20 protein-coding genes are annotated in these 23733 nt (G+C 41.2%); 9 read left to right on the top strand and 11 right to left on the bottom strand.

Annotated elements, in window-relative coordinates; genetic code table 11:
* Window positions 1-1089: 1089 nt before the first annotated feature.
* From NCWK1_RS10215 to NCWK1_RS10230, 4 genes are all read right to left on the bottom strand, one after another.
* A complete protein-coding gene (locus tag NCWK1_RS10215) occupies window positions 1090-4377 on the bottom strand; it encodes a DUF4912 domain-containing protein (protein WP_103124635.1) in 3288 nt (1095 codons plus the stop codon).
* A gap of 377 nt (window positions 4378-4754) precedes the next feature.
* The gene (locus tag NCWK1_RS10220; RefSeq protein WP_103124636.1) at window positions 4755-5864 is read right to left on the bottom strand and encodes a precorrin-8X methylmutase; all 1110 of its coding nucleotides are present in this window, start codon (window positions 5862-5864) and stop codon (window positions 4755-4757) included.
* Between the two features lie 583 nt (window positions 5865-6447).
* Window positions 6448-7836, bottom strand: a complete 1389-nt coding sequence (locus NCWK1_RS10225) for a carotenoid oxygenase family protein (protein WP_103124637.1) — start codon at window positions 7834-7836, stop codon at window positions 6448-6450.
* Window positions 7837-8135: 299 nt separating this feature from the next.
* Window positions 8136-8315 carry a hypothetical protein gene (locus NCWK1_RS10230; RefSeq protein ID WP_187308112.1) on the bottom strand — a complete coding sequence of 60 codons (180 nt, stop codon included), beginning with the start codon at window positions 8313-8315 and terminating at the stop codon, window positions 8136-8138.
* Window positions 8316-8765: 450 nt separating this feature from the next.
* On the opposite strand from NCWK1_RS10230, the gene NCWK1_RS10235 reads away from it, so the two are divergent.
* Window positions 8766-9884 (top strand): phosphotransferase enzyme family protein, encoded by a 1119-nt coding sequence (locus NCWK1_RS10235; RefSeq protein ID WP_103124638.1) that lies wholly within the window; start codon window positions 8766-8768, stop codon window positions 9882-9884.
* Window positions 9881-10420, top strand: coding sequence for a DOMON-like domain-containing protein (locus NCWK1_RS10240; protein ID WP_103124639.1), 540 nt, complete (start codon window positions 9881-9883; stop codon window positions 10418-10420). Before NCWK1_RS10235 ends, NCWK1_RS10240 begins: the two co-directional genes overlap by 4 nt.
* 173 nt (window positions 10421-10593) lie before the next feature.
* On the opposite strand, the gene NCWK1_RS10245 is transcribed toward NCWK1_RS10240, so the two are convergent.
* From NCWK1_RS10245 to NCWK1_RS29105, 4 genes are all read right to left on the bottom strand, one after another.
* The gene (locus NCWK1_RS10245; RefSeq protein WP_103124640.1) at window positions 10594-12210 is read right to left on the bottom strand and encodes a hybrid sensor histidine kinase/response regulator; all 1617 of its coding nucleotides are present in this window, start codon (window positions 12208-12210) and stop codon (window positions 10594-10596) included.
* 165 nt (window positions 12211-12375) lie between these two features.
* Entirely contained in the window at window positions 12376-12981 is a 606-nt protein-coding gene (locus NCWK1_RS10250; RefSeq protein WP_103124641.1) for a chemotaxis protein CheC, read from the bottom strand.
* A gap of 7 nt (window positions 12982-12988) precedes the next feature.
* On the bottom strand, window positions 12989-13354 hold the full coding sequence (locus NCWK1_RS10255) for a response regulator (RefSeq protein WP_015111408.1): 366 nt from the start codon (window positions 13352-13354) through the stop codon (window positions 12989-12991).
* Between the two features lie 214 nt (window positions 13355-13568).
* Entirely contained in the window at window positions 13569-13841 is a 273-nt protein-coding gene (locus NCWK1_RS29105; RefSeq protein WP_146033974.1) for an IS1 family transposase, read from the bottom strand.
* A 141-nt stretch (window positions 13842-13982) separates the two neighbouring features.
* Here NCWK1_RS29105 and NCWK1_RS10260 point away from each other — a divergent pair, with 141 nt between their 5' ends.
* The 5 genes from NCWK1_RS10260 to NCWK1_RS10280 all read left to right on the top strand — a co-directional run bounded on the left by NCWK1_RS10260 (window position 13983) and on the right by NCWK1_RS10280 (window position 19985).
* Window positions 13983-16154, top strand: coding sequence for a chemotaxis protein CheA (locus tag NCWK1_RS10260; RefSeq protein WP_103124642.1), 2172 nt, complete (start codon window positions 13983-13985; stop codon window positions 16152-16154).
* Entirely contained in the window at window positions 16147-16599 is a 453-nt protein-coding gene (locus tag NCWK1_RS10265) for a chemotaxis protein CheW (RefSeq protein ID WP_096575304.1), read from the top strand. Before NCWK1_RS10260 ends, NCWK1_RS10265 begins: the two co-directional genes overlap by 8 nt.
* 12 nt (window positions 16600-16611) lie before the next feature.
* Entirely contained in the window at window positions 16612-17916 is a 1305-nt protein-coding gene (locus NCWK1_RS10270; RefSeq protein ID WP_103124643.1) for a methyl-accepting chemotaxis protein, read from the top strand.
* Window positions 17917-18048: 132 nt separating this feature from the next.
* The gene (locus tag NCWK1_RS10275) at window positions 18049-19119 is read left to right on the top strand and encodes a protein-glutamate methylesterase/protein-glutamine glutaminase (protein ID WP_096575308.1); all 1071 of its coding nucleotides are present in this window, start codon (window positions 18049-18051) and stop codon (window positions 19117-19119) included.
* Window positions 19119-19985 carry a CheR family methyltransferase gene (locus NCWK1_RS10280; RefSeq protein ID WP_096575310.1) on the top strand — a complete coding sequence of 289 codons (867 nt, stop codon included), beginning with the start codon at window positions 19119-19121 and terminating at the stop codon, window positions 19983-19985. Before NCWK1_RS10275 ends, NCWK1_RS10280 begins: the two co-directional genes overlap by 1 nt.
* Before the next feature lie 132 nt (window positions 19986-20117).
* Here NCWK1_RS10280 and NCWK1_RS10285 read toward each other — a convergent pair whose 3' ends face one another.
* Window positions 20118-20486 (bottom strand): Crp/Fnr family transcriptional regulator, encoded by a 369-nt coding sequence (locus NCWK1_RS10285; RefSeq protein ID WP_096584721.1) that lies wholly within the window; start codon window positions 20484-20486, stop codon window positions 20118-20120.
* Window positions 20487-20798: 312 nt separating this feature from the next.
* Between NCWK1_RS10285 and NCWK1_RS10290 the strand changes: the two genes are divergently transcribed.
* Window positions 20799-21056 carry a DUF6464 family protein gene (locus tag NCWK1_RS10290; RefSeq protein WP_096575312.1) on the top strand — a complete coding sequence of 86 codons (258 nt, stop codon included), beginning with the start codon at window positions 20799-20801 and terminating at the stop codon, window positions 21054-21056.
* A 101-nt stretch (window positions 21057-21157) separates the two neighbouring features.
* Here the strand turns inward: NCWK1_RS10290 and NCWK1_RS10295 are convergent, their stop codons facing one another.
* Window positions 21158-21754, bottom strand: a complete 597-nt coding sequence (locus tag NCWK1_RS10295) for a hypothetical protein (RefSeq protein WP_103124644.1) — start codon at window positions 21752-21754, stop codon at window positions 21158-21160.
* A gap of 758 nt (window positions 21755-22512) precedes the next feature.
* Between NCWK1_RS10295 and NCWK1_RS10300 the strand changes: the two genes are divergently transcribed.
* Window positions 22513-23073, top strand: a complete 561-nt coding sequence (locus NCWK1_RS10300) for a methylmalonic aciduria and homocystinuria type D protein (RefSeq protein ID WP_187308113.1) — start codon at window positions 22513-22515, stop codon at window positions 23071-23073.
* A 60-nt stretch (window positions 23074-23133) separates the two neighbouring features.
* Here the strand turns inward: NCWK1_RS10300 and NCWK1_RS10305 are convergent, their stop codons facing one another.
* On the bottom strand, window positions 23134-23703 hold the full coding sequence (locus NCWK1_RS10305; protein ID WP_103124645.1) for a thermonuclease family protein: 570 nt from the start codon (window positions 23701-23703) through the stop codon (window positions 23134-23136).
* Between the last annotated feature and the right edge of the window lie 30 nt (window positions 23704-23733).

Genomic DNA, 23733 nt, shown 5'->3' on the forward strand with positions numbered 1-23733 from the left:
TCAATAAATGCCTAAAAATACTACTGCACAAGAACTTTGTTTAAACAATAAGATACTTTTGAGACTAGATTAGCTGCTAACAATCTTCAGATTTTCACTTCTAATTCAACTTATATCTTATGAAAATGGCGGCTATATTCTGGCAAGATAAGGCAACAATATATTAGGTTTGAATACCGATTTGTTCGGAGAGACTACATATTTTATCAGACTTTACTATGACTAAGCATACAGTAATAATAAAGTACAGTATCTGGAAGGAATTAAAATATTTTATTGCTCTTTGGGTGGATAAAAATTTCATCTAATTTTCATTTTTTAGGAAATTAATATTGATAATATGCCGCAATTTAATATATCTATCTTTAGGCATAGAGAAATTTCATCTAGTTTTCATTTTTGTAAGAAAATAAATCAACATTTATGAATCAATGCTCCAATATTTGATATGTAAATCTTTAGATAGAGAAAGATTTCGTTTAATTTTCATTTTTATAAAAAAGGCATCAATAATGAACTGTAATTTTGTATATATCTTTGGATATAGAAGAATTTCATTTAATTTTCATTTTTCTGAAAGAAGTTATTTATAAGGTAAACTGTCAAAAAATAGACCTTTATAGGACTTACGCAACGCCGATATTGTCATTGCGAGGAGGAACGACGAAGCAATCGCATAATCTCGTAGTTCTGGCGATTCCTACCCTGGGGGAATGCTTGCACGAACGTTCCTCGTCCCTACATTCGTAATCACAAATTAAATGATCTAAAAAGCTTGAAAGCCTTGCATATTAGGACTTCCGCAACGCTGATATGTCATTGCGACCGGAACGGAGTGTAGAGAAGGAATCCCAGCGTCAGGGGAAATTTCTTCTCTATCGCTCGTAATGACAGATTTACGTTAATTTTGCGTAATTCCTGGCAGATATTACTTGTGTGTACACTGTAGCTTTTTTTATGGGCGGAGCAAAACGATACAGCCCCTCTCCAATCTGGAGAAGGGCTGAGGGAAAGGTTATTCTAGGATACTTGAATTGATGTTTTAGAGAATCAGGAACAGACTGATTACCTGTTCCCTGTTCTTAACAACTATGCTTCTGGCACTTCTTGGGAGAACTTTTTATGAATTGTTTTGGATTTTTCCCCATCAGCAGCAACCGCCGTCATCAGATAGTCAATCAAGTTTTCTGAGAAGGGAACGCGGAGGTGGAATGTGCCATCTGGTTTAAGGGCGATGGGATTACCAGCAATATTGACAGTAGCATTGGGTTCGGTTGCACCGTGGATGATTAACTCTGCATCAGCGACAAACCAGAAATCGCGTTGGGGGCGACTGAAGATGCGAACCGCAGTAGAACGGGCAATTGTCACCCAACCATCGCCTTCTGTAGCGTAACCGAGTTCAATCATATAGTCGCGATCGCTCGTGGGAATTGCCACATAGCGGTCATGGGTAATTTCTTCGCATTCATACTGCTGAATCAATTGGGGCTGCTGATAACTCATATCGATATCAGTAGCATCATAAAGCCGCAATGCTAATTGCAAGATGCCAGCGTTTTGCAGCATTTGTTTGCGAGTCTCGGAAATTTCCCAAGCAGCATAAGCCCACTTAGGTGTGCGTGATGTCAAGGTAATACTACTATTGTCTATTGGTGAGGGCGATGGCTGATCTAACGTTGGTAGATGCTCATCTTCTGTATAGAGTGGGCTGAAGACACGCACAATGGGAGAACGAGCAATGCTAACCCAGCGATCGCCCACAATCAGGTAGCCAATTTCTGCAATGTAATCATGATCGGCTATGGGAATACCCACAGAGCTTGCAGATGTGGCGAAATCAAATTCGTACTGCTGGACTAATTGCGGTTGCTGATAACTCATGTCAATGTTGGTGACATCATAAAGCCGCAAAGCCAATTGGAATATTCCCGCATTTTGCAGCATTTGCTTGCTAGTGTCGGAAATATGCCAAGCAATATCGGCTAATTGATGAGAGCTAGGTGTCAAAGTTACAGTGCTGGTTTCATCAACTAACACCACATTAGCAGCTTTAGGATTGGTATAAGCACTGCCAAAGACACGCGCAATCTGAGAATGAGCCAGCGTTACCCAGCCGTTATCTGCGGTTTCATAACCAATTGCTGCAACGTAATCGCGTTCAGTTTGAGGAATCGCCACCGAGCCACCAGATGTAGTGATTTCACATTCATACTGCTGCACCAAGTGGGGCTGCTGATAGCTCATGTCAATATCGGTGACATCATAAAGCCGCAAAATAAATTGGGATAGCCCAGCATTGTGAATTATTTGCTGACCAGTTGCGGAAATTTCCCAAGTCACATCAGCTAGATCATGAGTTTTTGGTGTGAGAGTGACACTGCTGTGAGGGTCGGCGATCGCTAAAATTTCTGTTGTGGTAGTAGTTGGTATTTGCCCTGCTGATTCTGGTAGATTAATCCCTGACCAGTCTCCCATCCCTGCACCTGGTAAGCTTTCTGAATTGGTCACAATCAACTCCTCTGTTGGTTCTAGCTCAGGTTCTGCTGCATCTGCTACAAAATTCAATTTCTCTATTTCCGGGTCTAATTGCGAGTCTTGTTCTGTGACATCTTCAGTCAGTTCAAAACCCCAATCATCCTCATCTATTGAGTTTTCGGGAATTTCTGGCAAGTCGAGAGTTACGTTTGTCTCTGTCTCAGTCTGATTAACTGCTGCTACTGGCGTAATTTCTGGAGGAACTTCGACTGTTGCAGGGGTCGCCTCTTGCTGGTCAGATATTGTTGATGATTCTGAATTCGCGGTTGTTTTCGACCTATCTATCATGGGCGGATAGGAAGTATTGACCACTGCGGCTGGTGCTTCCATATCCCACGGTGATATGCCGAGATCGTAACCACTGTCTTCAGCTTGATGGTTTTCTGAGTTTTTGCCGACAATAATTGAACCGATCACGGCTCCTGTACCAATAGCTACAGCTGCATCGGTTGTTGAAGCTGGGATAGTACCTTCTAGGACGTTAGCACCATTGTAAGACCCATTGCCGTTAGCCCACTTAGTCGGGGAAACTTCTGCTACAGGTTCGCTGATAGCAGTGGTTTCCATTGCTGGGGCTATTTCTGGTGCAGGTGGCTGAGGATTTGCTGGTGGGATGTCTTCTGCTGTTGGGGAACCCGATGGACTAGTTCTAATCATCCACAACAGCAATCCAGCGATGACACCTACTGGTAATAGCAACCACCACAGCGGTATTTGTCCTTGAGCAATGGGATTATTCGCAGCGGGAGTTACTGGTTGCTGTTCGCCTGTTGCAGCTGGGGCGATGGAAGCAGGTGGTTGCTGTGATGCTGTTGCAGTCGGGGCTGTAGTTGCGACTGGTACTGCTGTCGTAAAGGGAGAAACACTAGCTTGAGGTGTGGCTTCTGGCGGCGATGGGGGGTTGACTGCTAACAGCAGAGTAGGAGATTCGCCTTTGGCGATCGCATCTGCTTCTTCTGTTCTAGCTGTTTCTATCGCTTGTTTTCCTGGTTTTGCTAAAGCAAAGCCGAGAAAACCTGCGACAGCGGGGCTAGGATTCTTTTTATAAACGTAAACTAAAGGTTGAGAGAAAGGATATTTCGGATCATTGGGTAAGGCTTGATGTAATTGCAGTACCCGCACTCCAGGTAACTTGCTGATTTGATTGACTCTGGCGTAACTAATGCCATCTTTGCCGAGTTGTTTGACAATTTCGGCAGTGTTGTCTTCGGTTAATTTGGTAGCTGTATCACTTGTAGCAAATTTTGCTGCCTTAAATACTGGGTAGTTGTTGAGGGCTTGGCGGGTATCACTAGTATCTGGGCGATCAATTACTCTAATTTTGCCTGCTGTCCCTCCCAACTGTGACCAATCAGTCACACTTTTACCTCGGAAAATTCTGGCAAATTGTTTATCAGTTAAACTGCCTTTAAAAGGATTTTCTTCACCGACGATGATGGCAATTTTCTCGCGGTGTAAGCGGACTTGTTCTAAACCTTGGGCTTTTTCTTCAGGAGTTAAACCACGCCCAATGGCCGCTATATCAGTTTTTCCCTCAAGTACAGCTTTAATTGCCGCATCTGTACCGTTGTTAGCCACTTCTACTTTTGTGCCAGCAAACTGTTTCTCAAAACCTGCTTTGAGGTTTTGGTTGATCAGCGCCAAACTACTGGAACCATCAACACGCACCGTAGATCCATTCTCCACTGTTTGTGGCAGTGAGAAAGAGGGAGTGTCAGTGGCAGATTGTGCCAACACTGATGTTGACACAAAAAGAGTCGCTGCCATAGGGGTGGTAGCTAAAGCTAACGTTAATGCCAGGTTGACGATCGCACTATCTTTTTTTTGTTGTTGCCCCATATACTCCTAATCCAAGGTACAGAAAACAGCGAACCGGCCAGTCCTCAATGTGATTTTGTTATCCAGGAGGAGACGCGCTAATTATACATCTGGTGTCAAGTTTCTTTTAAAATTATGTAATCTACGTATACGAATCTATACTGTGTTTTACTTTATCTTGACTTTTGCTATTATTCATGGCCTGTTTAATTTTTTCAACCATTGAATAGCTGACATACTCTAAAATCTAAATTATTTCTTGTTGTCGATATCGATGTAGTTAACACATTTATTACCAATTAGCCCAGGATTATTTCACAAAAATATACACGCCAAGGAGAAAATAGGCGAGAGAAAAAATTAAATATTATTACCGTTAATTACTCAGTACTCAGTACTTACTCTCCACTGCCTGATAAATAACAATGACAATCAGGCTTTTCAATTAAAGACTCAACCAAAGCATTCAGGGTAGTTGCAGCCAGTAAACCACCGCCTAAAGTTCCTTCAACTGTAATTGCCGGAATTTCTAGTTGCAGAAGTTGGCGTTTAGCGGCGGGAGCATGACTAAAGCCGATAGGCATTCCAATCACTAGGGCTGGTTGAATTTTTTGCTCTTTGATGGCGGTACAGGCGGCGAGGAGAACTGACGGTGCATAACCAATGACTAAAATGCAGCCATTGGCAACTTGTTGTAATTTTTCTTGCCATTCTTGATGTTGCCAAAATTCCTGTTCGGCCTCTGTGGCGGTGGTGATGTGGGGGTTATTAATTAAAGTCGTGACGCGACAGCCCAAATGAGCTAATCTAGTTTGATCTAAAGCTGCTGCAACGGTAGGAATATCAACCAAAATCTCACAACTGGCAGATAAGGCTTGACGACTAGCCGCGATCGCACCACCATGCACTCTCACAAAGGATGCTAAACTCACATCACCACAGGCTAAAATCAACTGGTAAATTAGGTGTTGTTCAATCTCCGAACGGTGAGATAAATCAGGTAGCAAACGTTGTAACGATTCGGCAAATGCTTCTGAGTGGGTATGTACCTCGGCATCTAAACCACTCCAAAGTTGTTCCAGTCCACCTAAGCCAATTTGGGTTTCGACTTCTAACAATTTCAGTTGGGCGAGGACTTCCGCCTGCATAATTTGACAATGGCGATCGCGTCCTAATAGTCCTTCTAAGGCTGAGGCTGTTTGTCGTAGTTGGGCAATTTGCTGCATAATCGCCCAATACTGTTGTTGTAATTGTGCGGTAAGATTTTCGGTTTCTGGTTCCGTCTCCAAAATATTGCGGATGTGGTTGAGTTGGAACCCTTGCTGCTTCAGCGCCACAATTCTTTGCAGCCGAATCACATCTTGTTCAGTGTAAAGACGATAGTTACTGGGCGATCGCACTGGTTGCGGCAATAGCCCCAATTGATGATAATGTCGTACCATCCGGGGAGTTATCCCACCTCCCACAGCTTCTGTGAGTTCTTTAATTGTTAAGCCACAAGTTTTCATGTAAAAGCAATACAACCTTTCTCTTGTAGGATAAACTTTCTAGTCCATCCCAAGAGAACTTAACGCCATCTACAACTTTTTCTCAAACCTAACCGCCAAACCATTCCCTACAAGGAAGTGAAGCAAGAATCAAAGCCTCTCCTTGTTGCGGCTACGGTGTACACACAAGTCTTGAAATCTTACCTAACGTTTGGTTTCATCGTCTAGCTTTCGGTTTTGCGATCGCTTTGAAAACCTGTCATTGCGAGGAGGAACGACGAAGCAATCGCCAAAACTACGAGATTATGCGATTACTTCGCTTCGCTGTCGCTGCGCTCGTAATGACAATTTAAGGGGTCTATAACGCCTGAAACCCTTGCAGATAGTACTTGTGTGTACACCGTAGGCGTCGGAGCGAAAAGTTGAGCCAGTGCGTTGGACGGGTTCCCCGGCATAAAGCAACTGGCGCTGCGCGTCCGGGTTTCCCGGCGCAAAACTTTTCAAGACAGAGGGGTTGGGGGAGAGGTCAAAAAAGACTTGTCGAACTCACATTAACTTAGGAACTGATGGGCAAAATTAAGGGCGGGTAGCCCCGCCCAATTAGCTAAAATCCTTGCAATTGTTTTTCAGTTACCCAAGCAGCATGAAACCCATAAGGGACACGTTGGGGAATTAGCACCCGCGCCACAGGTTCAGCGGTAACATCTTGAGCATTCATCACCAACAATTCGGAAGTATTGGCTGTCTCATCGTGAACAAAGGTGATCAACCAGCCATCATCTTCAGCCGTTGCGTTGGGACGTGGTGCAAATACAGACTCGCCGCCATAACGTCCTTGCCCAAATATATTAATTTGGGATGTACCACTGTGAAAATCGTATTTGATTACGCCTTCAAACAACGGTACGGGAGTAGCTGCGCTTTTATTAACATAGCCATAGCGAGTTTGTCGCCCTAAGAAATTCTCGTTGACGCGAGGAAATTCCCCGGCGTGATCATCTAACCTAGATTCAGACACAGCCCCGGTATTTAGGTTAAACCGCCATTGATGAAGTCGGGGAATGTTAGCATCTGGGTCTTCAGTACCATTAAAACCTAACACTGAAGTAGAACTCATCCGACAGGCTATGAGGACGACTTCATCACCCTGTTCATAAGCGTTCAGGGTATGAAACACATAGCAAGCTGGACTCTCAAACCAACGAATATTGCTGTTATCGCCATGACGTGGGAGAATGCCAAAACGACTGGGGCGATCGCACTCAAACATGATCATTGGTTTTCCCTGTTGTATCCGTTCTGGGCGAATAGTCAGGGGTAAATCCATAAAAATGGTGTAATTTTCTGTGATGGCGAAATCGTGCATCATCACAGGTGCTGGAATTTCAATGGGTACAGTCCATAACAATTCACCTGCGGCGGAAACTATGCCGTATTGCAAATATGGCGGCATAAATGAATAGCCAAAGAATACCATTTCACCCGTAATTGGGTCTACTTTGGGATGGGCAGTGAAAGCAGACGTTAGTTTGCCGTTATATGTGTACTCACCAATTGTCTTTAACTCAGGAACCTGAATTGCATGAGGCGCACCAGCTTCCCACACGGCTAATAACTGCCCGTCATGCCAAACTAAGGCTGTATTGGCAGCATTTCTCGATATCGGAGGATGAACAGCCTGGGGTGGTTCTAGCAAGCCAGTTAAAATCGCTTTACCTGCGTCATGTTCTGCTTGCCATTTTTGCGTCTGCACATAGCGGTTGCGATAAATAGCTTTACCTTCACTAATTCTCACACCGTGGAGCATCCCATCGCCATCAAACCAGTGATATTGACCAATGGGGGAGTATTGAGGGTTAGGGCCATTCCGCACAAACATTCCTGACAGTTCAGGCGGGAGTTCACCAATTACTTGCAGGTTTTCTGCTGTAATTTCTTCTTGAACTGGCGCAAAGTTGCCATCGAGATATGGATTCACCAATGTTTGACTCATAATGTTGTTTATGAAACTCTGTGAATTTACCAGACTACTTAATCTAATGATGACAATATAGCGTTTCTCGTTTTAGTGAGGTAGAACAAGGTGTTCAGTAGGTTTGGATCAGCACTACTTAAGTAAATAGGGTGCGTTAACAGTGTTAGCGCACCCTACAAAAATTAATAGATTTTTGACAAAAGTAGATATATCTCAATAAAACCTACAAATGCAAACCTATGAAATATTGATAATTGCCTCAGCGTTGATACTTTGAGTAAATAGCTACCCTCAGAATATATACTTATTATTTAAATTTATGATTGTTGATGTCCCTTGGCATCGCATTCTTTATGCCAACACCTTTTGAGCAATCCAATCCGCCAGCTATGGGCGAATCGCTGGGGATTTAATTCTAATTGAGAATCACGGCTAAATAAGGGTTGGTTGAGATACTGCCAAAGGGGAAATTTAATTTTGGTGTGTTTTTCTGCCATAGTATGAGGAACAAAGGAAATATATATAAGCGATCGCGTTATAGCAGTAGTGGAAATTTTTACTAGAAATCACCACTTACTGATTTTCTAGTTAAAGATGACATGATAAGTATTCAATTGTCCTGGTGACAATTGCGGAATTTTACGTAAAGTTTTCTGTCCAGGTCGTTAGACTCAAAATGATCCTCAAAGTTCCTAAAGCTTAATGATGCTAGGTTGTAACTGTAGTATCTGGCAGTTGTACTGAGTTCGCTGCTCATATAAGTGCCTCTTTCTGATAACTGCATCTTTCTATTTAACTTATCAGTAAAAGCTAGATTACAGACTTATCACAAAAGTGTGTAAAAATTTACAGTTGCAACACATTTATATATTCTAAAACCAACACTTGAGTTAACATTTCTGCTATTGCTTTTGTGTATTTTGTGTGGGGAGTAGTCAAAAATAAATATGGCAACAGTTATTAGTCAGCAGAGTGCGGAGAATTTAGTTGTCACTGCCGAGCAATTTGTCATTCAGGGTAACGTTAAGAGTGTGGCAACATTTGGCAGCGGTAATATTAATGACACTTTTTTGGTGACTCTAGATGCTACAACAGCACAGCATTTTGTCTTACAACGCATCAATACCCAAGTATTTCGCCAACCGCAACTGATTATGCGGAATATGCGGATTTTGAGCGATCATGTTTATCAGCGTTTGCAAAATACACCCCTCAACCGTCGCTGGGAATTACCACGGGTGTTGTCAACTAAGGATGCTCAAGATTATTGCATTGATGCTAATGGCTCTTTTTGGCGAGCAATTAGCTTTATTCCCGACTCACAGTCGTTTGATACGATGCCAAATATCGGATACGCCACAGAAATTGGCTATGCGTTGGGGATGTTTCACAATTTGATCAGCGATTTATCACCAGAAAAATTTGCCGATACTCTGGCAGGTTTCCATATTACGCCGCTTTACCTGCATGATTATCAAGAAGTTTTAGCAAACACCACGCCGCAATCATCGCCTGAAGTTAATTATTGCTTGCAGTTCGTCAGCGATCGCACCACTTCTGCACATATCCTCGAAAATGCCAAAGCTCAAGGCCAATTACCATTACGCTTAATGCACGGCGATCCTAAAATTAACAATGTGCTGTTTGATACGGCAACTCAGAAAGCTGTCAGTGTGATTGACTTGGATACTGTGAAGCCAGGATTAGTACATTACGACATTGGTGACTGTTTACGTTCTGGTTGCAATCCGGCTGGGGAAGAAACTGAGCAGTGGGATAGTGTTTATTTTGATACGGATTTATGTCAGGGAATTTTACAAGGTTATTTGACAGTAGCAAAAGCATTTCTCACGGAGAATGATTATGCCTATATGTACGATGGCATTCGTTTGATTGCTTTTGAATTAGGATTGCGATTTTTTACCGATTACTTAGCTGGGAATGTTTACTTTAAAGTCAAGTACCCAGAACATAATTTAGCACGGGCGATCGTTCAGTTTAAACTCACCGAAAGTATCGAAGCCCAAGCAAGCCAGATTCGCAAAATTATTCAGGATATGCAATGAACGAGCAGAAATTCACTTTGCAACCTTTTAAATCTGACAATTTGCTACCGGATGTGCAAATTATAGGTAATATCGCCCGAAATGATCATAAACTTACTATTAATTACAACCTAGTCGGCAATTTAACAGAAATTATCATTGCTTCACCATCAGATACACCAACCCGAAAAGATGCTCTCTGGGAAGATACCTGCTTTGAGTTCTTTGTGGGAATTAAAGACTCAAAACACTATTGGGAATTTAACCTTTCCCCCGCTGGACATTGGAATGTATATCGTTTTGATGGCTATCGTCAAGGAATGCAAACAGAAACAGCTTTGACAACTCTGCCGTTCTGTGTCGAATATCAGGATGATATTTTCAACCTGATTTTAGATGTGGATTTGGCTAAAATTGTGCCATCAGAGCCAGCGCTTGATGTCGCAATTACGACTGTAGTGAAACAAAAAAACCATCAAATATCTTACTGGGCATTAGCTCATACAGGTGCTGAAGCGGATTTTCACTTGCGGGATAGTTTTTTAATTCGGTTATGAATTAGACACAGAAAGAAATTACCAAGTACTATGAGGGGTCAAACCCCTCAAGGGGTGAACCCCGCAGTCAGAATTAAACTAGTAAAAATACAATTTTAGTAATCGATTACTTTGTTCAGGGTTTTATAGGCTATAAATTAAAGCGATCGCTACCACGGAACTGCGATCGCTTTTTATTTTTGAATAAGTCCAGCAATGGCAGCAATTAATTTTACCGGATCAGCAGGTTTGGCAATATGCAGTTGAAATCCGGCGGCGAAAACTAGCTGTTGTGTTGTCTCAGCGGCGTAAGCAGTCAGGGCGATGGCGGGAATTTGCCCACCTTGATGATTAGGTAGCGATCGCAGTTTGCGAATTAAAGCATAGCCATCAACATCGGGCATACCCAAATCACTTAACAGTAAATCTGGCAGGGACTGTGCTATTGATTCAAGGGCTGCATGGGCGGAATGTGCTGCGGTGACAATTGCTCCTTGCTGTTCTAAGAAAAATGCCAGAAACTCTCGTGTATCCGCATCATCATCTACCACTAATACCTTGATGCCTTCTAAAGGTAGAGAAAGCATGGCTAATGGATAGGAATTTCCAGGTATTTTAGTTTCTTCTGTGGCTAACTCTCGATTTTGTGGCTGGGCTGGTAAGCAAACTGTAAATGTTGCGCCTTGCTCTTCTCCAGGACTTTCTGCCCAAACTCTACCACCATGTAACTCTACTAGCTGGCGAACAATGGCTAAACCCAGCCCTAATCCGCCTGATCTCCTGGTGATGCTACTATCTGCTTGACGGAAATACTCAAAAACGTAAGGCAAAAACTCTGGACTAATACCCTTACCTGTATCCTGGATTTGGATTTGGACTTGCGAGTCAATCTGTTTTAAGTCAACAGTCACCTGTCCACCATCTGGAGTAAATTTGACGGCGTTAGATAGCAAATTCCACACAACTTGTTGTAAGCGACCGCTATCACCTTTTACCTGCCCAATTGTGGCATCAAGATGCAGTTGAATTTGAATTGATTTGGCTTCTGCGGCTAATTGTACTGTTTCTAAGGCAGATTCAATTGTAGAAATGAGATTAACATTTTCTAGATTCAGTGATAACTTACCGCGCAGAATCCGAGAGATATCTAATAAATCATCAATCAATTGCACCTGCAACTCTGCATTCCGTTCAATTGTCTCTAGGGCGCGATCGCTGGCGGCTTCGTTTAAGTTGCGTTTCCGTAATAACTTTGCCCAGCCTAAAATCGGATGCAGGGGCGATCGCAGTTCATGAGAAACTATCGCGAGAAATTCATCTTTAATACGGTTTGCGGTTTCGGCGGCTTCTTTAGCTTTTTGGCGTTCTTCAGCTACAGCTAAGGCTTGATCTCGTAAGTTCTTGTATTCTTGCACGCGAAAGGTTAAATCTGTCACATCTTGAATAGAAAACAGTGCATAGAATCCATCTCCATCCAATGACGGTACAGCAGTAACTGTTGTGTGTTGAATGCGGTATTTATCTTGTGGTAGCGCTACAGGAATAACATATTTATGCAACTGTGAAGAAAAGATGGTTGGCGGGCCGCCTTCAAAAATTTGCTTTAAGCGGATAGCATAGCGGGGTTGATGTAGATGGGGAAAATACTCATCAATCGAGCTACCTAAAATATTATGTCTGGAAATTTTTGTCCATTCTTCCAAACAGCAGTTCCAAAATAAAACGGTGTAGTCTGAATGTAGAACAAAAGCTCCCAACGGAATTTGGTCTAACAAGCTAAATTTTTCCTGGGCTTGCTCAATTTTGCTCATCTTCTCACACTGTTTTTAATTGATGCTAATCAAACTAATTGAAATTTTCCCATAATATAGCCATCCTAAATGAGTTATGAAATTACTCGTTGAGGTAGGGAACAGGGAACATAAAATTAAAGATGTAAAAATTCACTTCGCTTCTGCACACATAATTTAGCGATGTTATACGGCAATTTCTTTGTTAATCGCTTTAATTAAAGCATCAAATGTCCCTACCTCAAAAATCAAAATAATATCCCCAATCAGTTCTAATTGTTCAATGGCAAACCGTGCTTGTGCCAGTAATATTTTAGTTGTGTTATTGGCATTATCAGATAATAATAAATTATCAATTTTATCTTCTAAATAAACAGGTATTGTGTAATTCATGTGTTGCTTTAACACATTACTAATAGAACCCATAACTCCATTAATCACAATATTGCCTATTTCGCTCAGAGTGCCAATTTTCACTGCATCTAAATCAGCTGAACCTGCCTCTTCTCCAGTCAGAACTGCCACTAATGTTGATGCACTTTCTGTCGGAAAAATTAATCCCGCAGTCCCATAAAAAGAGCCTGTAAAATTCAACTTGACAGATGATAAACTAGCATCATGAAATCTGTTCGCTAATTCTTGATAAGCTTGTGTAGCAGTCAAGACTTTGACAAAGGGAATTTCTAAACGAATGTGAGAATCTACCATTTCATTGAGTAGACTGGCGGCTCGACCAACTCCAATATTAATTAATTCTTGTAAAGCATCTAGTTGATCTACTGTCACATTCATGGGATGTTTATTCCTTTGTATTTATAGCTTGCTGAACCACTTCGCGCAATTGTTGTTCTTTTGGTGGTTTATTGATAAAGTTAACTGCTCCTAAGTTATAGCTTTGATTGCGTGCGCCTTCTTGAATATCTGCCGAAATGATAATTGTGGGAATTTTTAACCCTTCATCTTGTAAAGCTTGGAGAAATTCAAATCCATTCATATCTGGCATAAGTAAATCAGCCAATACGCAATTGGGTTGATGTTTGTGAACTATTTCTAATCCTTCACGCCCATTAGTTGCTTCTAATATTTCATAACCATCGGCTTGCAGAAACTTGCGAATCATTCTCCGCGAAAAGGCTGCATCGTCAATAATTAACACTAAGCTCATCAGGTTGATCCTAAAAATTTCTTTGGTGATATTTACTTATTGTAGATTGGTGATTTCGTCTATAAATGTTGTTAAATAAAACGCAGAATATCGAAATTAAATTTAATTTATATATAATTTAATTTTATATTTTTTCAACAAAAGCAACATCCTCTCAAAATACATATACTGCTGAAATTATAATGCTACTTTTGGGAGACTTTTGTCAAACTGATTAGGTTTTGGCAATTTGATCTTTGGTTGACTGGGCTTGCCGTAGCCAGTGTAAGACGGTGGTGTGGTGAATGTCTGTAACGCGTTCAATTTCCCGTAGGCTCATACCTTTGAAATACATTTTCAAGCAAAGTTGCTTGATATCGTTTGAATAGCTCCAAGAATGGTAAGATTCGAGAAACTGGCGGCTACACTGTTTACATTTGTAGCATTGTCGGTTTTTACGACGACCATTCTTAAAAACTTGAGTTGAATGGCAACGAGGACATTGCATTTCTCACATTTGGGTCATTAGGGATAATCATTATCTTTTCAGCATTAACTACTGTGAACATCTTTCTAGAGAAATATATCTATTGGTTTTAAAAATATTAAAATTAAGACAAAAGATATAAATTTATTGCCGATAAATCTAATGGAGTTAACAGAAATTGACAAAGATGATATAGAAGCATTTCTCTTGGAAAGCAATGAGAGTTTGTCGGAAATTGAAAGAGACATCATTGAGCTTGAGAAAGCATCTGTCAATCGAGAAGCGTTAGATCGGATTTATCGCTCGCTCCATACACTTAAAGGCAACTGTGGATTTTTGCCATTTCCTAAGTTAGAGTCACTAGCTCATGCAGGAGAAAGTTTAATTTCATGTTTGCGTGATGTTTCTAAGCAATCATTGGTTAATGGCGATCGCAACTTTACAGTCACACCACAAATTATCAGCACCTTACTTCAAACAGTAGACAGCATCCGTCAGCTGCTATCTCAGATTAAAACAACCAAGTATGAGGGTGATGTTGATTATTCCACACTTATTCGTGATTTAGCAAAATTAGAACAAACTCAACAGGTAGTTAGTGTATTGCCATCATCCTCAGCGCTCCAGCCTAGTGAACTAACAGAAACCACAATCACAAGCTCAGAATCAGCTTATATCCGTGTGAATGTCAGTTTGCTAGATCAGATGATGAATCTAGTGGGTGAACTGGTTTTAAGCCGGAATCAAGTGATGGGATTTTCCCAGAAACATCAAGATAGTAGCTTTAAGGCGACTTGTCAGCACCTCAACTTGATTACAGTCCAGTTGCAAGAAGCAGTCATGAAAACTCGACTGCAACCCATCAGTACTATTTGGCAGAAATTCCCAAGAGTAATTCGAGATTTAGCGATCGCACATGGTAAACAAGTTGCAGTAGAAATGCAAGGTGCAGAGACAGAAGTCGATAAAAGTATTATTGAAGCGATTAAAGACCCCTTAACTCATTTAGTCCGCAACTGTATTGATCATGGCATTGAATTGCCAACCGAGCGCAGTGCTGTTGGTAAGCTAACCACAGGCAAGATATTTTTGCAAGCCTTTTATGAAAACAGCAAAGTCAACATTGAAATAGGTGACGATGGACGGGGTTTAATTCCAGCACAACTCAAAATGCGGGCGCAGCAACTAGGTTTAGTGAGTTCTGTACAAGCAGAGACAATGAGTGATGCAGAAGCCATAAATTTAATTTTTTTACCAGGATTTTCCACCTCCCAACAAGTGACGAACCTTTCTGGGCGGGGTATGGGGATGGATATTGTCAAAAGTAATATTGATAAAATTAACGGCAGTATTGAAATTGATAGTCAACCGGGAACAGGAACCATCTTTAAACTGAAAATTCCCCTGACATTAACAATTATCCCCGCATTAATTGTCAACAGTAATGGCGATCGCTATGCTATCCCCCAAGCCAGCTTGCAAGAATTAGTCCGCTTAGAACCAGAGCAAGCACATAAACAAATTGAAATATTTTACGATGTACCCGTATATCCCCTGCGAGGAAATCTTATCCCCTTGGTTTACCTCAGCCAAGTCTTACACCCGTCAAACTCATTCCCCACTCCTCACTCCCAACTCATCCTAGTAGTTATCCAAGCCGACAACTACCAATTTGGGCTGGTTGTAGACGCAGTTGAAGACATTGAAGATATCGTTGTCAAACCTTTAGGACAACAATTAAAAGCCCTGTCTCTGTTTACGGGAGCTACAATTATGGGCGATGGCAGAGTAGCATTAATTCTCGATGCGGTAAATTTGGCAAAACAAGCGGGGATACACGAAAAACAACAACTATTGGCGAGTATTTCCGGTGCAAACATCCCAACAGAAGTAGCAGAACGTCAGTTAATTTTACTGTTTCAAGGAACTCAAGGTGCATTGATGGGAATTCCCGTAGCGATCGCTTTTCGGTTAGAAGAAATTAAGCGGACTGCGATCGAAAAAGTAGGTAATCAGGATGTTGTGCGGTCTGTTGGCAGAATTTTGCCGTTAATTGACCTAAAAAACATCTTTCCTGGCGATACACAGCCTAGTCAGCAAACCGAGACACTACAATTAGTAATTGTTTCTCCCAATACCGAACTAAGTGTGGGCTTAGTAGTTGAGCGCATTCTTGATATTGTAGAAGAACCACTGACAATTCAAGGTATCCCTAGTAGACCTGGGGTTTTGTTTTGTGCTGTAATTCAAGGGCAAATCACAGAAATATTAGATGTTGAGGCTGTGATTGAGATTGCTAACCCCTATTTGTTGCAAGTGAGCGATCGTGGCTGAACAACAACTCTGCACTTTTTGGTTAAATAAAATATACTTTGGCATTGATGTGCGGCACGTTCAAGAAGTGATTCGTCCCCAAGCTCTAACTCGTGTACCTTTAACACCGCCAGATATTTGTGGATTAATTAACTTGCGCGGCCAAATTATTACTGTCATCGACTTGCAGCAGCGATTAGATATGGGTGAGTCAGCTAGGCGGAATACTCAGCTAGAAACACCGCAGGGGTTTAATATCGTTGTATGTTCTCATCATCATGAAGTAGTTAGTTTACTTGTTGATGATGTTGGAGATGTTTTGGAATTTCCCGAAAACACCTTTCAACCTCCACCCGCAACCCTAAAAGGTAGAATGCGTCAGATACTGGCGGGAGCTTACCCAATTGCAGAAGGGTTTTTGTTAGTTGTTGACACTGAAAAAATTCTCAACTTTAAAGTCATTTAGGAGTTATTGGCAATGGCTACGAATCGTTCTGGGAAAACAGCTAACTCTAAATCTCCCACAGAAAATGGTGCGGAACCAATACAAACCAATCAAAATACAACAGACATCCAACTACAACCTTTATTAGCAGCATTAAAAGCCGCCAAAAATGGTGATTTCACCGTCCGTTTAGCAGTTGAAGACAATGGTTTAAGTGAAATTGCTACAGTTTTTAATGAATGGGTGAGTTTGAACCAAAAGGTCAACAACGAAGTGGCTCGTATCGCTTCGGAGATTGGTACAGAGGGAAATTTAGGTTCTCAAGCCGTCGTCAAAGGTGCTAAAGGTTCTTGGCAAGAATTACTCAACAACGTCAATCAAATGTCTGCAAATATCTCAGAGCAGATTAAAAGTATTCGAGAAGTTACCTTAGTTGTGGCTCAAGGAAATTTGTCTCAGCACATCGAAGCCGACAACGCCGGAGAATTTAAGCAGCTGACCGATAATGCCAATCAAATGATTAGCCGTCTGAGATCTTCTATCAGACAAATGGCGGATGTTGCCACAGCAGTTGCATCATCCGCCGAAGAACTCACCGCTGTCAGTAAAGAAATGACAGAAAATGCCAAACAAACTTCCGAACAGGCAAATTCCGCCTCAGCTTCAGCAGAACAAGTCAATCAAAATAGCATCACAGTTGTCACAGCTGTCGAAGAAATGAACGCCAGCATTCGAGAAATTGCCAAAACTGTTGCAGAAGGGGCGAAAGTCGCAAATCAGGCAGTTAAAACCGCCGATCGCACCAATGAGACAATAGATAAGCTTGGTCAAAGTAGCTCGGAAATTGGCAAAGTCATTAAAGTTATTACATCCATAGCCCAACAAACAAACTTACTCGCACTCAACGCCACCATTGAAGCCGCTAGAGCCGGTGACGCAGGGAGAGGATTTGCTGTCGTCGCCAATGAAGTCAAAGAATTAGCCAAGCAAACAGCCAACGCCACTGAAGATATTAGTCAACGCATTGAAGCGATTCAATCTGATACTCAAGGTGCAATGGCAGCCATCAGTCAAATTACTGACATCATCAACCAAATTAACGACCTGCAAAGCACCATTGCCAGCGCTGTCGAAGAACAAACCGCAACCACGAATGAAATTGCCCGAAATATAGCCGAAGCTGCTCAAGGTACCACGGATATTGCCAAAAGTATTGGCATTGTCGCCCTAAATGCTCAAACTACCACCATTGGAGCCAGTAACACTTCAGCCGCCGCCACCGAATTAGCCCGGATGGCTGTAGATTTGCAAAAAGTTGTCACGCAGTTTAAGTATTGATAGGTGGTTGGGAGTCAGGAGTAGGAAACTTTGTTTACTCTCCGCGCGACGGACACTTTGACGGCAGTCGCTACAACGAACGTGCTGCCTCCTCTGCGTGAAACATTCAATTTTTGTTCTTGAAACTTGACCATGCCAAAAATTCGGGTATTAGTTGTGGATGATGCGGTGTTGGTTCGCAGTCGCGTCAGTAAGATTTTATCCAGCGATCCGCAAATAGAGGTAGTCGGGGTTGCCGCCAATGGTCGCATTGCCTTGGCCAAGATTCCGCAAGTCAATCCTGATGTTGTCCTATTAGATGTAGAAATGCCGGAAATGAACGGTTTGGAAACTTTGGCCGCCCTCCGACCAATTTATCCACACCTGCCGGTGATTATGTTCAGTACATCTACTCATGCTGGCGCAACTGCTACCATCGAAGCTCTCTCTTTAGGTGCTTCAGATTACGCCACAAAACCGAGTAATCTGGGTAGTGTGGAGGCTGCTAACCAACATATCCGCCAAGAATTAATTCCCAAAATTAAACTATTTGGTGCAGGAATCCCGGCGGTTTCGCCCTTAAATGCGATGATCGCCAATGCTGTTGTTCTTCCTATCTCGAAAAAAACAGCACCAGTGGATGTGGTCGCTATTGGGGTTTCTACTGGGGGTCCGAACGCTCTCGCTACACTGCTGAGTGAAATCCCCGCAGATTTTTCCGTTCCTATTCTGATTGTGCAACACATGCCACCGATGTTTACAAAGCTACTAGCTGAACGATTATCTTCTAAATGTAAAATCCCCGTAGAGGAAGCTGTGGATGGAGTTCCCCTCAAAGCTGGACAAGTGTGGTTAGCACCGGGAGATTTTCATCTGATTGTGCAGCGTCAAGGAAATCAGGTGTGTTTAGCTGTTCATCAAGCACCCCCAGAAAATTCTTGTCGCCCTTCAGTGGATGTACTGTTACGTTCGGTAGCCCAAGTTTATGGTGCAAGAGCGATCGCGGTGATTCTTACAGGTATGGGTCAAGATGGATTGCATGGCTGTCAATGTATCCGAGAAGTTGGCGGACAAGTATTAGCACAAGACGAAGCTAGTAGTGTAGTCTGGGGAATGCCTGGTTTTGTTGTCAATGCCGGACTAGCAGATCGGATTGTTCCCCTTGAGCAAATGGCAGGTGAAATTATGCAGCGCATTCATCCGGTTCAAAGGTCGGGTCTGTAATGAAACAGACAATGGATATTACTACTTCGGATTTTGACTATTTGCGGCAATTAGTTTATCAGCATTCAGCAGTAGTGTTAGATGGTGATAAGACTTATTTGGCGGAGTTATATTTGCAGCCCATTGCTGAAGCCGCAGGATTCACTACAATTACGAATTTAATTGCTTACCTGCGACATCAACCGTTGAATGATTTGCATATTCAGACAATTGAAGCTTTAGTAACTAACGAAACTTCATTTTTTCGGGATACATATCCCTTTGAAGCTTTGAAACAATTGGTTCTGCCAGAGTTGATTAAAAAACGGCGAATTGAGCGATCGCTCAATATCTGGTGTGCTGCCTGTTCTCATGGGCAAGAACCTTATAGTGTTGCTATGCTGATTCGTGAGCATTTTCCTTTATTAGCTAATTGGTCTTTAAAAATTATTGCTAGTGACTTTTCTGGTAAAGTTTTAGCCCGTGCCAAGGAAGGGCGTTATAACCAATTAGAAATTAAGCGTGGTCTACCTAAAAATTTGCGCGAAAAGTATTTTAAATTATTAGACAATGAATGGCAAATTCACGATGAAGTTCGCCAAACGATTGACTTCCAACAAATAAATCTTGTTAATTCTTGGTCAACTTTACCTAATATTGATATTATCTTTCTTCGCAATGTTTTAATTTATTTTGATATAGCTACTAAGAAAGATTTACTTACCAAAGTGAAACAGCAATTAAACCCAGATGGTTACTTATTTCTGGGTAGTGGAGAAACTACAATTAATCTCCATGAATCATTTGAGCGAGTGCAATTTGACAAGAGTATTTTCTATCGATTGCGTCCAGCCGCTTTAAATAATGCGATCGCACCGAGAAAGTGAGTATTAATTAAGTCTCGTTTCTCGGTTGCGCTTGTAGTCAAGTTATAGCAATAGCCAAGGTGATTCAGAGATAGACACTAAAAGCTTTTTACCCTATCACCTGTCACCTGTCCCCTTTGACTTGCTACACCTCTAAACCATGTGTTGCAAACGCGACAAACGCTCTGAATAATTTTTGATTACATGCAGTGCAAACATCGGTGTTTCTTGAACAGCGAAGAGAAATCGTTTTTCATCTAGGGAAACAAGTTGGCATTTTGTTTTGGCGATCGCCGTATAAGTCCGATTTTTGATTCCTACGAGTACTCCTGTACCAAAAACATCACCAGATGTAATTGTCTCGACAACTTTACCGTTTACTAATATATTGATTTCTCCCTCAATAATGCCAAACATAAAATCACCAGCCTCTCCTTCTTCAAAGATGACTTGATCGACTGAATATATTAGAGGGTTAGCTTGTTTTTGAAATATGTTGATTGTAACTACTGGATTTAACAACATTAGAGCAATACCAAAAGCCTACTTAAGCGATCTAATAAGCCTGCAAATTATACTACTTTCTTCTGATGTTTTAGTAACAAGCTCAACAGATGTTAATGAGTTTCCAGCTAAATAGAGTAGTGAATAATTTATTTTTATAAGTTTTGGATATCTATTACTTTAGATACTGGTGATTTAGGTATTTTTAGCCTTTTTTGCTCATTATCAATTATTTTTCTTGACTAAAGACGAATTACTAATGACGGATGAATAAATCTTTTAATATCGCTAAAATCATTTGCAAGTCAAGATTTTAGCTAGGTGTTGAATATGGGACGTGTGTCTGATTTTGTGTTAATGGCTTTTTGCACTACAGTTTGGTATTTACTGGGAATCGTATCAGCGATCGCCACACCCCAGATGCAGGTTAGAGAACCAAATCAAAGCCGCAAAACTAAGAATTTTTTGCCAAAGAATGATTGCTTATTTAATGCGCGATCGCCTTATATTCAATGTGCTGTGAATCCGACTGAAGTGTGTGATCAATGTATTTATTTTGTGGAATATGAAGAATGGGAATATAATTAGTAATTAGCTAATGTAAGTGTTGTCAAGCCAATTTTATTGATGTTTCTCTACCCTCATACGATTCTTGAAATCAAATGAGGGTGCTATATTGACCTATATAATTAATCAGTAACCAATCCAGATTTTAGGGTAAAGTAAGCAGCGCAAAACCGACCGCCATCAGGATGTTTGAGTACCGCTTTTCCTAGATAAAAATCCTCATCAATCTGGACTAACTGGTCTACCAAGTCACGAATCAAGAATTGAGGATTCTCAGGTAAATCAAAATTCAAGCGCAAAACTTCAATATCTGGCTCTAATAAACACTTGTCCCGCGATGTTTGGAATTTGAAAGCTAGTGTTCGACCTCTACTATCTGCAATATAACCATTATAAAAAGGCCAGATGATGCGTCCTAGTAATAAGCCATCATTGGTAAAAATATTATCTCCCGTATTGGTATTAGCATCAAAGGTTTTACCTTCCCAAGGTAGCCACATTTTAGTGATAATATCTAACCAACTATCTAAAACTGGATGGAAATTAGCGGTCAGAAACTCACCCCAGTAGCGACCGTTTAAAGTGGGATTTGGTACTCTACCTTGGCGGTAAATCTTATCTAAGGCTGCAATTCCACCTTTTTGGTCATATTTTAACTGTCTTCTAGCTACTTCAAGTTCTTCACGTAAATTAATGTTGAGTTGCTGATCAGTATTCATGAGTAGCCTCACTGAGTTTAGTTGATTTCTGAGAGCTAGGATTTACGCAATCAAGTAAATTTAACTATTTAGACGCAATCAAGTAACTGCTTCTATTATGACAATTAGCAACGTAAGATTCAGCCGTCAGGAACAGACACGCGAGTGTGCGGCTTTCCTGACTTGAGAGAACTGCGTCTAAAATTAAGAATTTTCCTGAGTTGCTAACACCAATAATCATCAGGTTCAGACCTACTTACGCACTACATTTTTAATTTTTGCCAATTTGGCAAACAAATTGTGGTGAATACTGATATTGTTTGTATTGTGCAAGGGGTGTACCAGAAGTTGTCCTGACTTAATTGTTTGGACAACTTCTCCAAAAAAATCATCAGTTGGAAATCTTGTGGGGAATCAACTGGTTACTCAGACAGTACACAACAGGAAACCAGAAAAGGGGTTTTAACCTTGTCCACTGTTGCAATCCAAAACTTTCACAACTAAGCATTAAGCAGGAATTTTGAGTCTAGAGATTCAAATTAGTACATATAAACTTACTACACAACCCAGCCAGAAAATTCTAGTCCTTGACATCTGGTGCAGAATTTTAAGTAAGGTTAATAAATGATAAAAATTGGATTAAAAATTGAGCATCCACATACATAATTTGCAACAAAATCTTACTGCTGAGGAAAAATTGATGGTTTTTAGAAAGTTTTAAGAGTTATTATCGATCGCAAGGAATAAATTAACAACTTGTAAAAAACCGAATCAATGTAGTGAACTACCCCAGCGTTGACATTTCGGAACAAAGGAGTCCCATAAATTTAGTTGGTGATATGGGACAAGCGGTGCAAATTTCCATTCATGCACCTAGCCAATATATCTGTGCCAACTGCGAACACATATTACCAGATTGGAAACAACAACCTTTATTTTGGGTGGTAATTGTCTTGCAGCGATCGCAACATTATTTAGTCAAAAGCACAACAGAAATTGAGTCAGAGAAACAACGCTTACGGGAAAAGTTTATGCGGTTCGGCTGTGACGTGGCTTTTGATCTGCGCGATCGCGGCTATCTCGCAGACTTAATTGATCCGCGTACTGGCTATCCGTTACTGTCCCGTCCTGGTGCTATGCCCCATAATGATACAGCTGTAGTGAAAGCCTTACTTGGCTATCCAGTCATTAAAAATAAATGCTGTATGCTAGTTCATCCTGTTTGGGGTACAGCAGTTTATCCGAGTGTTTTAATATCAATCGCACCCCCAGCACTCATTGAATTTGTCACGAAAGAAGTCGCAGGTAAGCATGGATGGGAAGAACGAATAGAAGTCTGAAAGAATAGTTATTCTGAGCTACTAATGTGGTGAGGCTAAAGTTTACAGATAAAATACAAGTTATTTATTCTTATTAGCACTCCGAAACTCCCAAGGGTTGGTAAATTTGCTATCACTCCAAACTCCTAGTTTTTGCTGCTGTGCTTTTGTTTCAGCTTGTTGAACTAAATCTTTACTGGGACATTTATTGAGATAAGGACGATATACCTTAGCTAAACCTTCTCTTAATAAGACTTCTTGGACAAACGTACCATCTTTTAAACGCACTTCAGCCACCTTTCTTTGATAGCGATCAGTATCTGTGATATTCAGAATCACGAGATCGCCTGATTGCTTTACGAGTTGTTGTAAGCGTGCTTGTGCTTTTTCACCCCAGTTAAATTGATTGCGATCGCTAACGCGGCTACTGTTCCTTTCTTTTTGCGAATGGGGTACTTCTGGCGCATCTACACAAGCAAAACGCACATTAAATTTATTACCTTTAGCATCTTTAATTGCTAAAGTATCACCATCGCTAACTCGTTCAACCAAATCTCCAGAAGCACCAGAGAATTTATCACAACCTGCTACACCTACAACTATGATGGTTGCACTTAGCCAAGTTACTAGTTGTTTTGTCAGTTTCTGCATTCTATTTCATCTAACTTGTTAAATAAAAAG

This window comes from Nostoc cycadae WK-1, from assembly GCF_002897135.1.
Taxonomy (GTDB): domain Bacteria; phylum Cyanobacteriota; class Cyanobacteriia; order Cyanobacteriales; family Nostocaceae; genus Nostoc_B.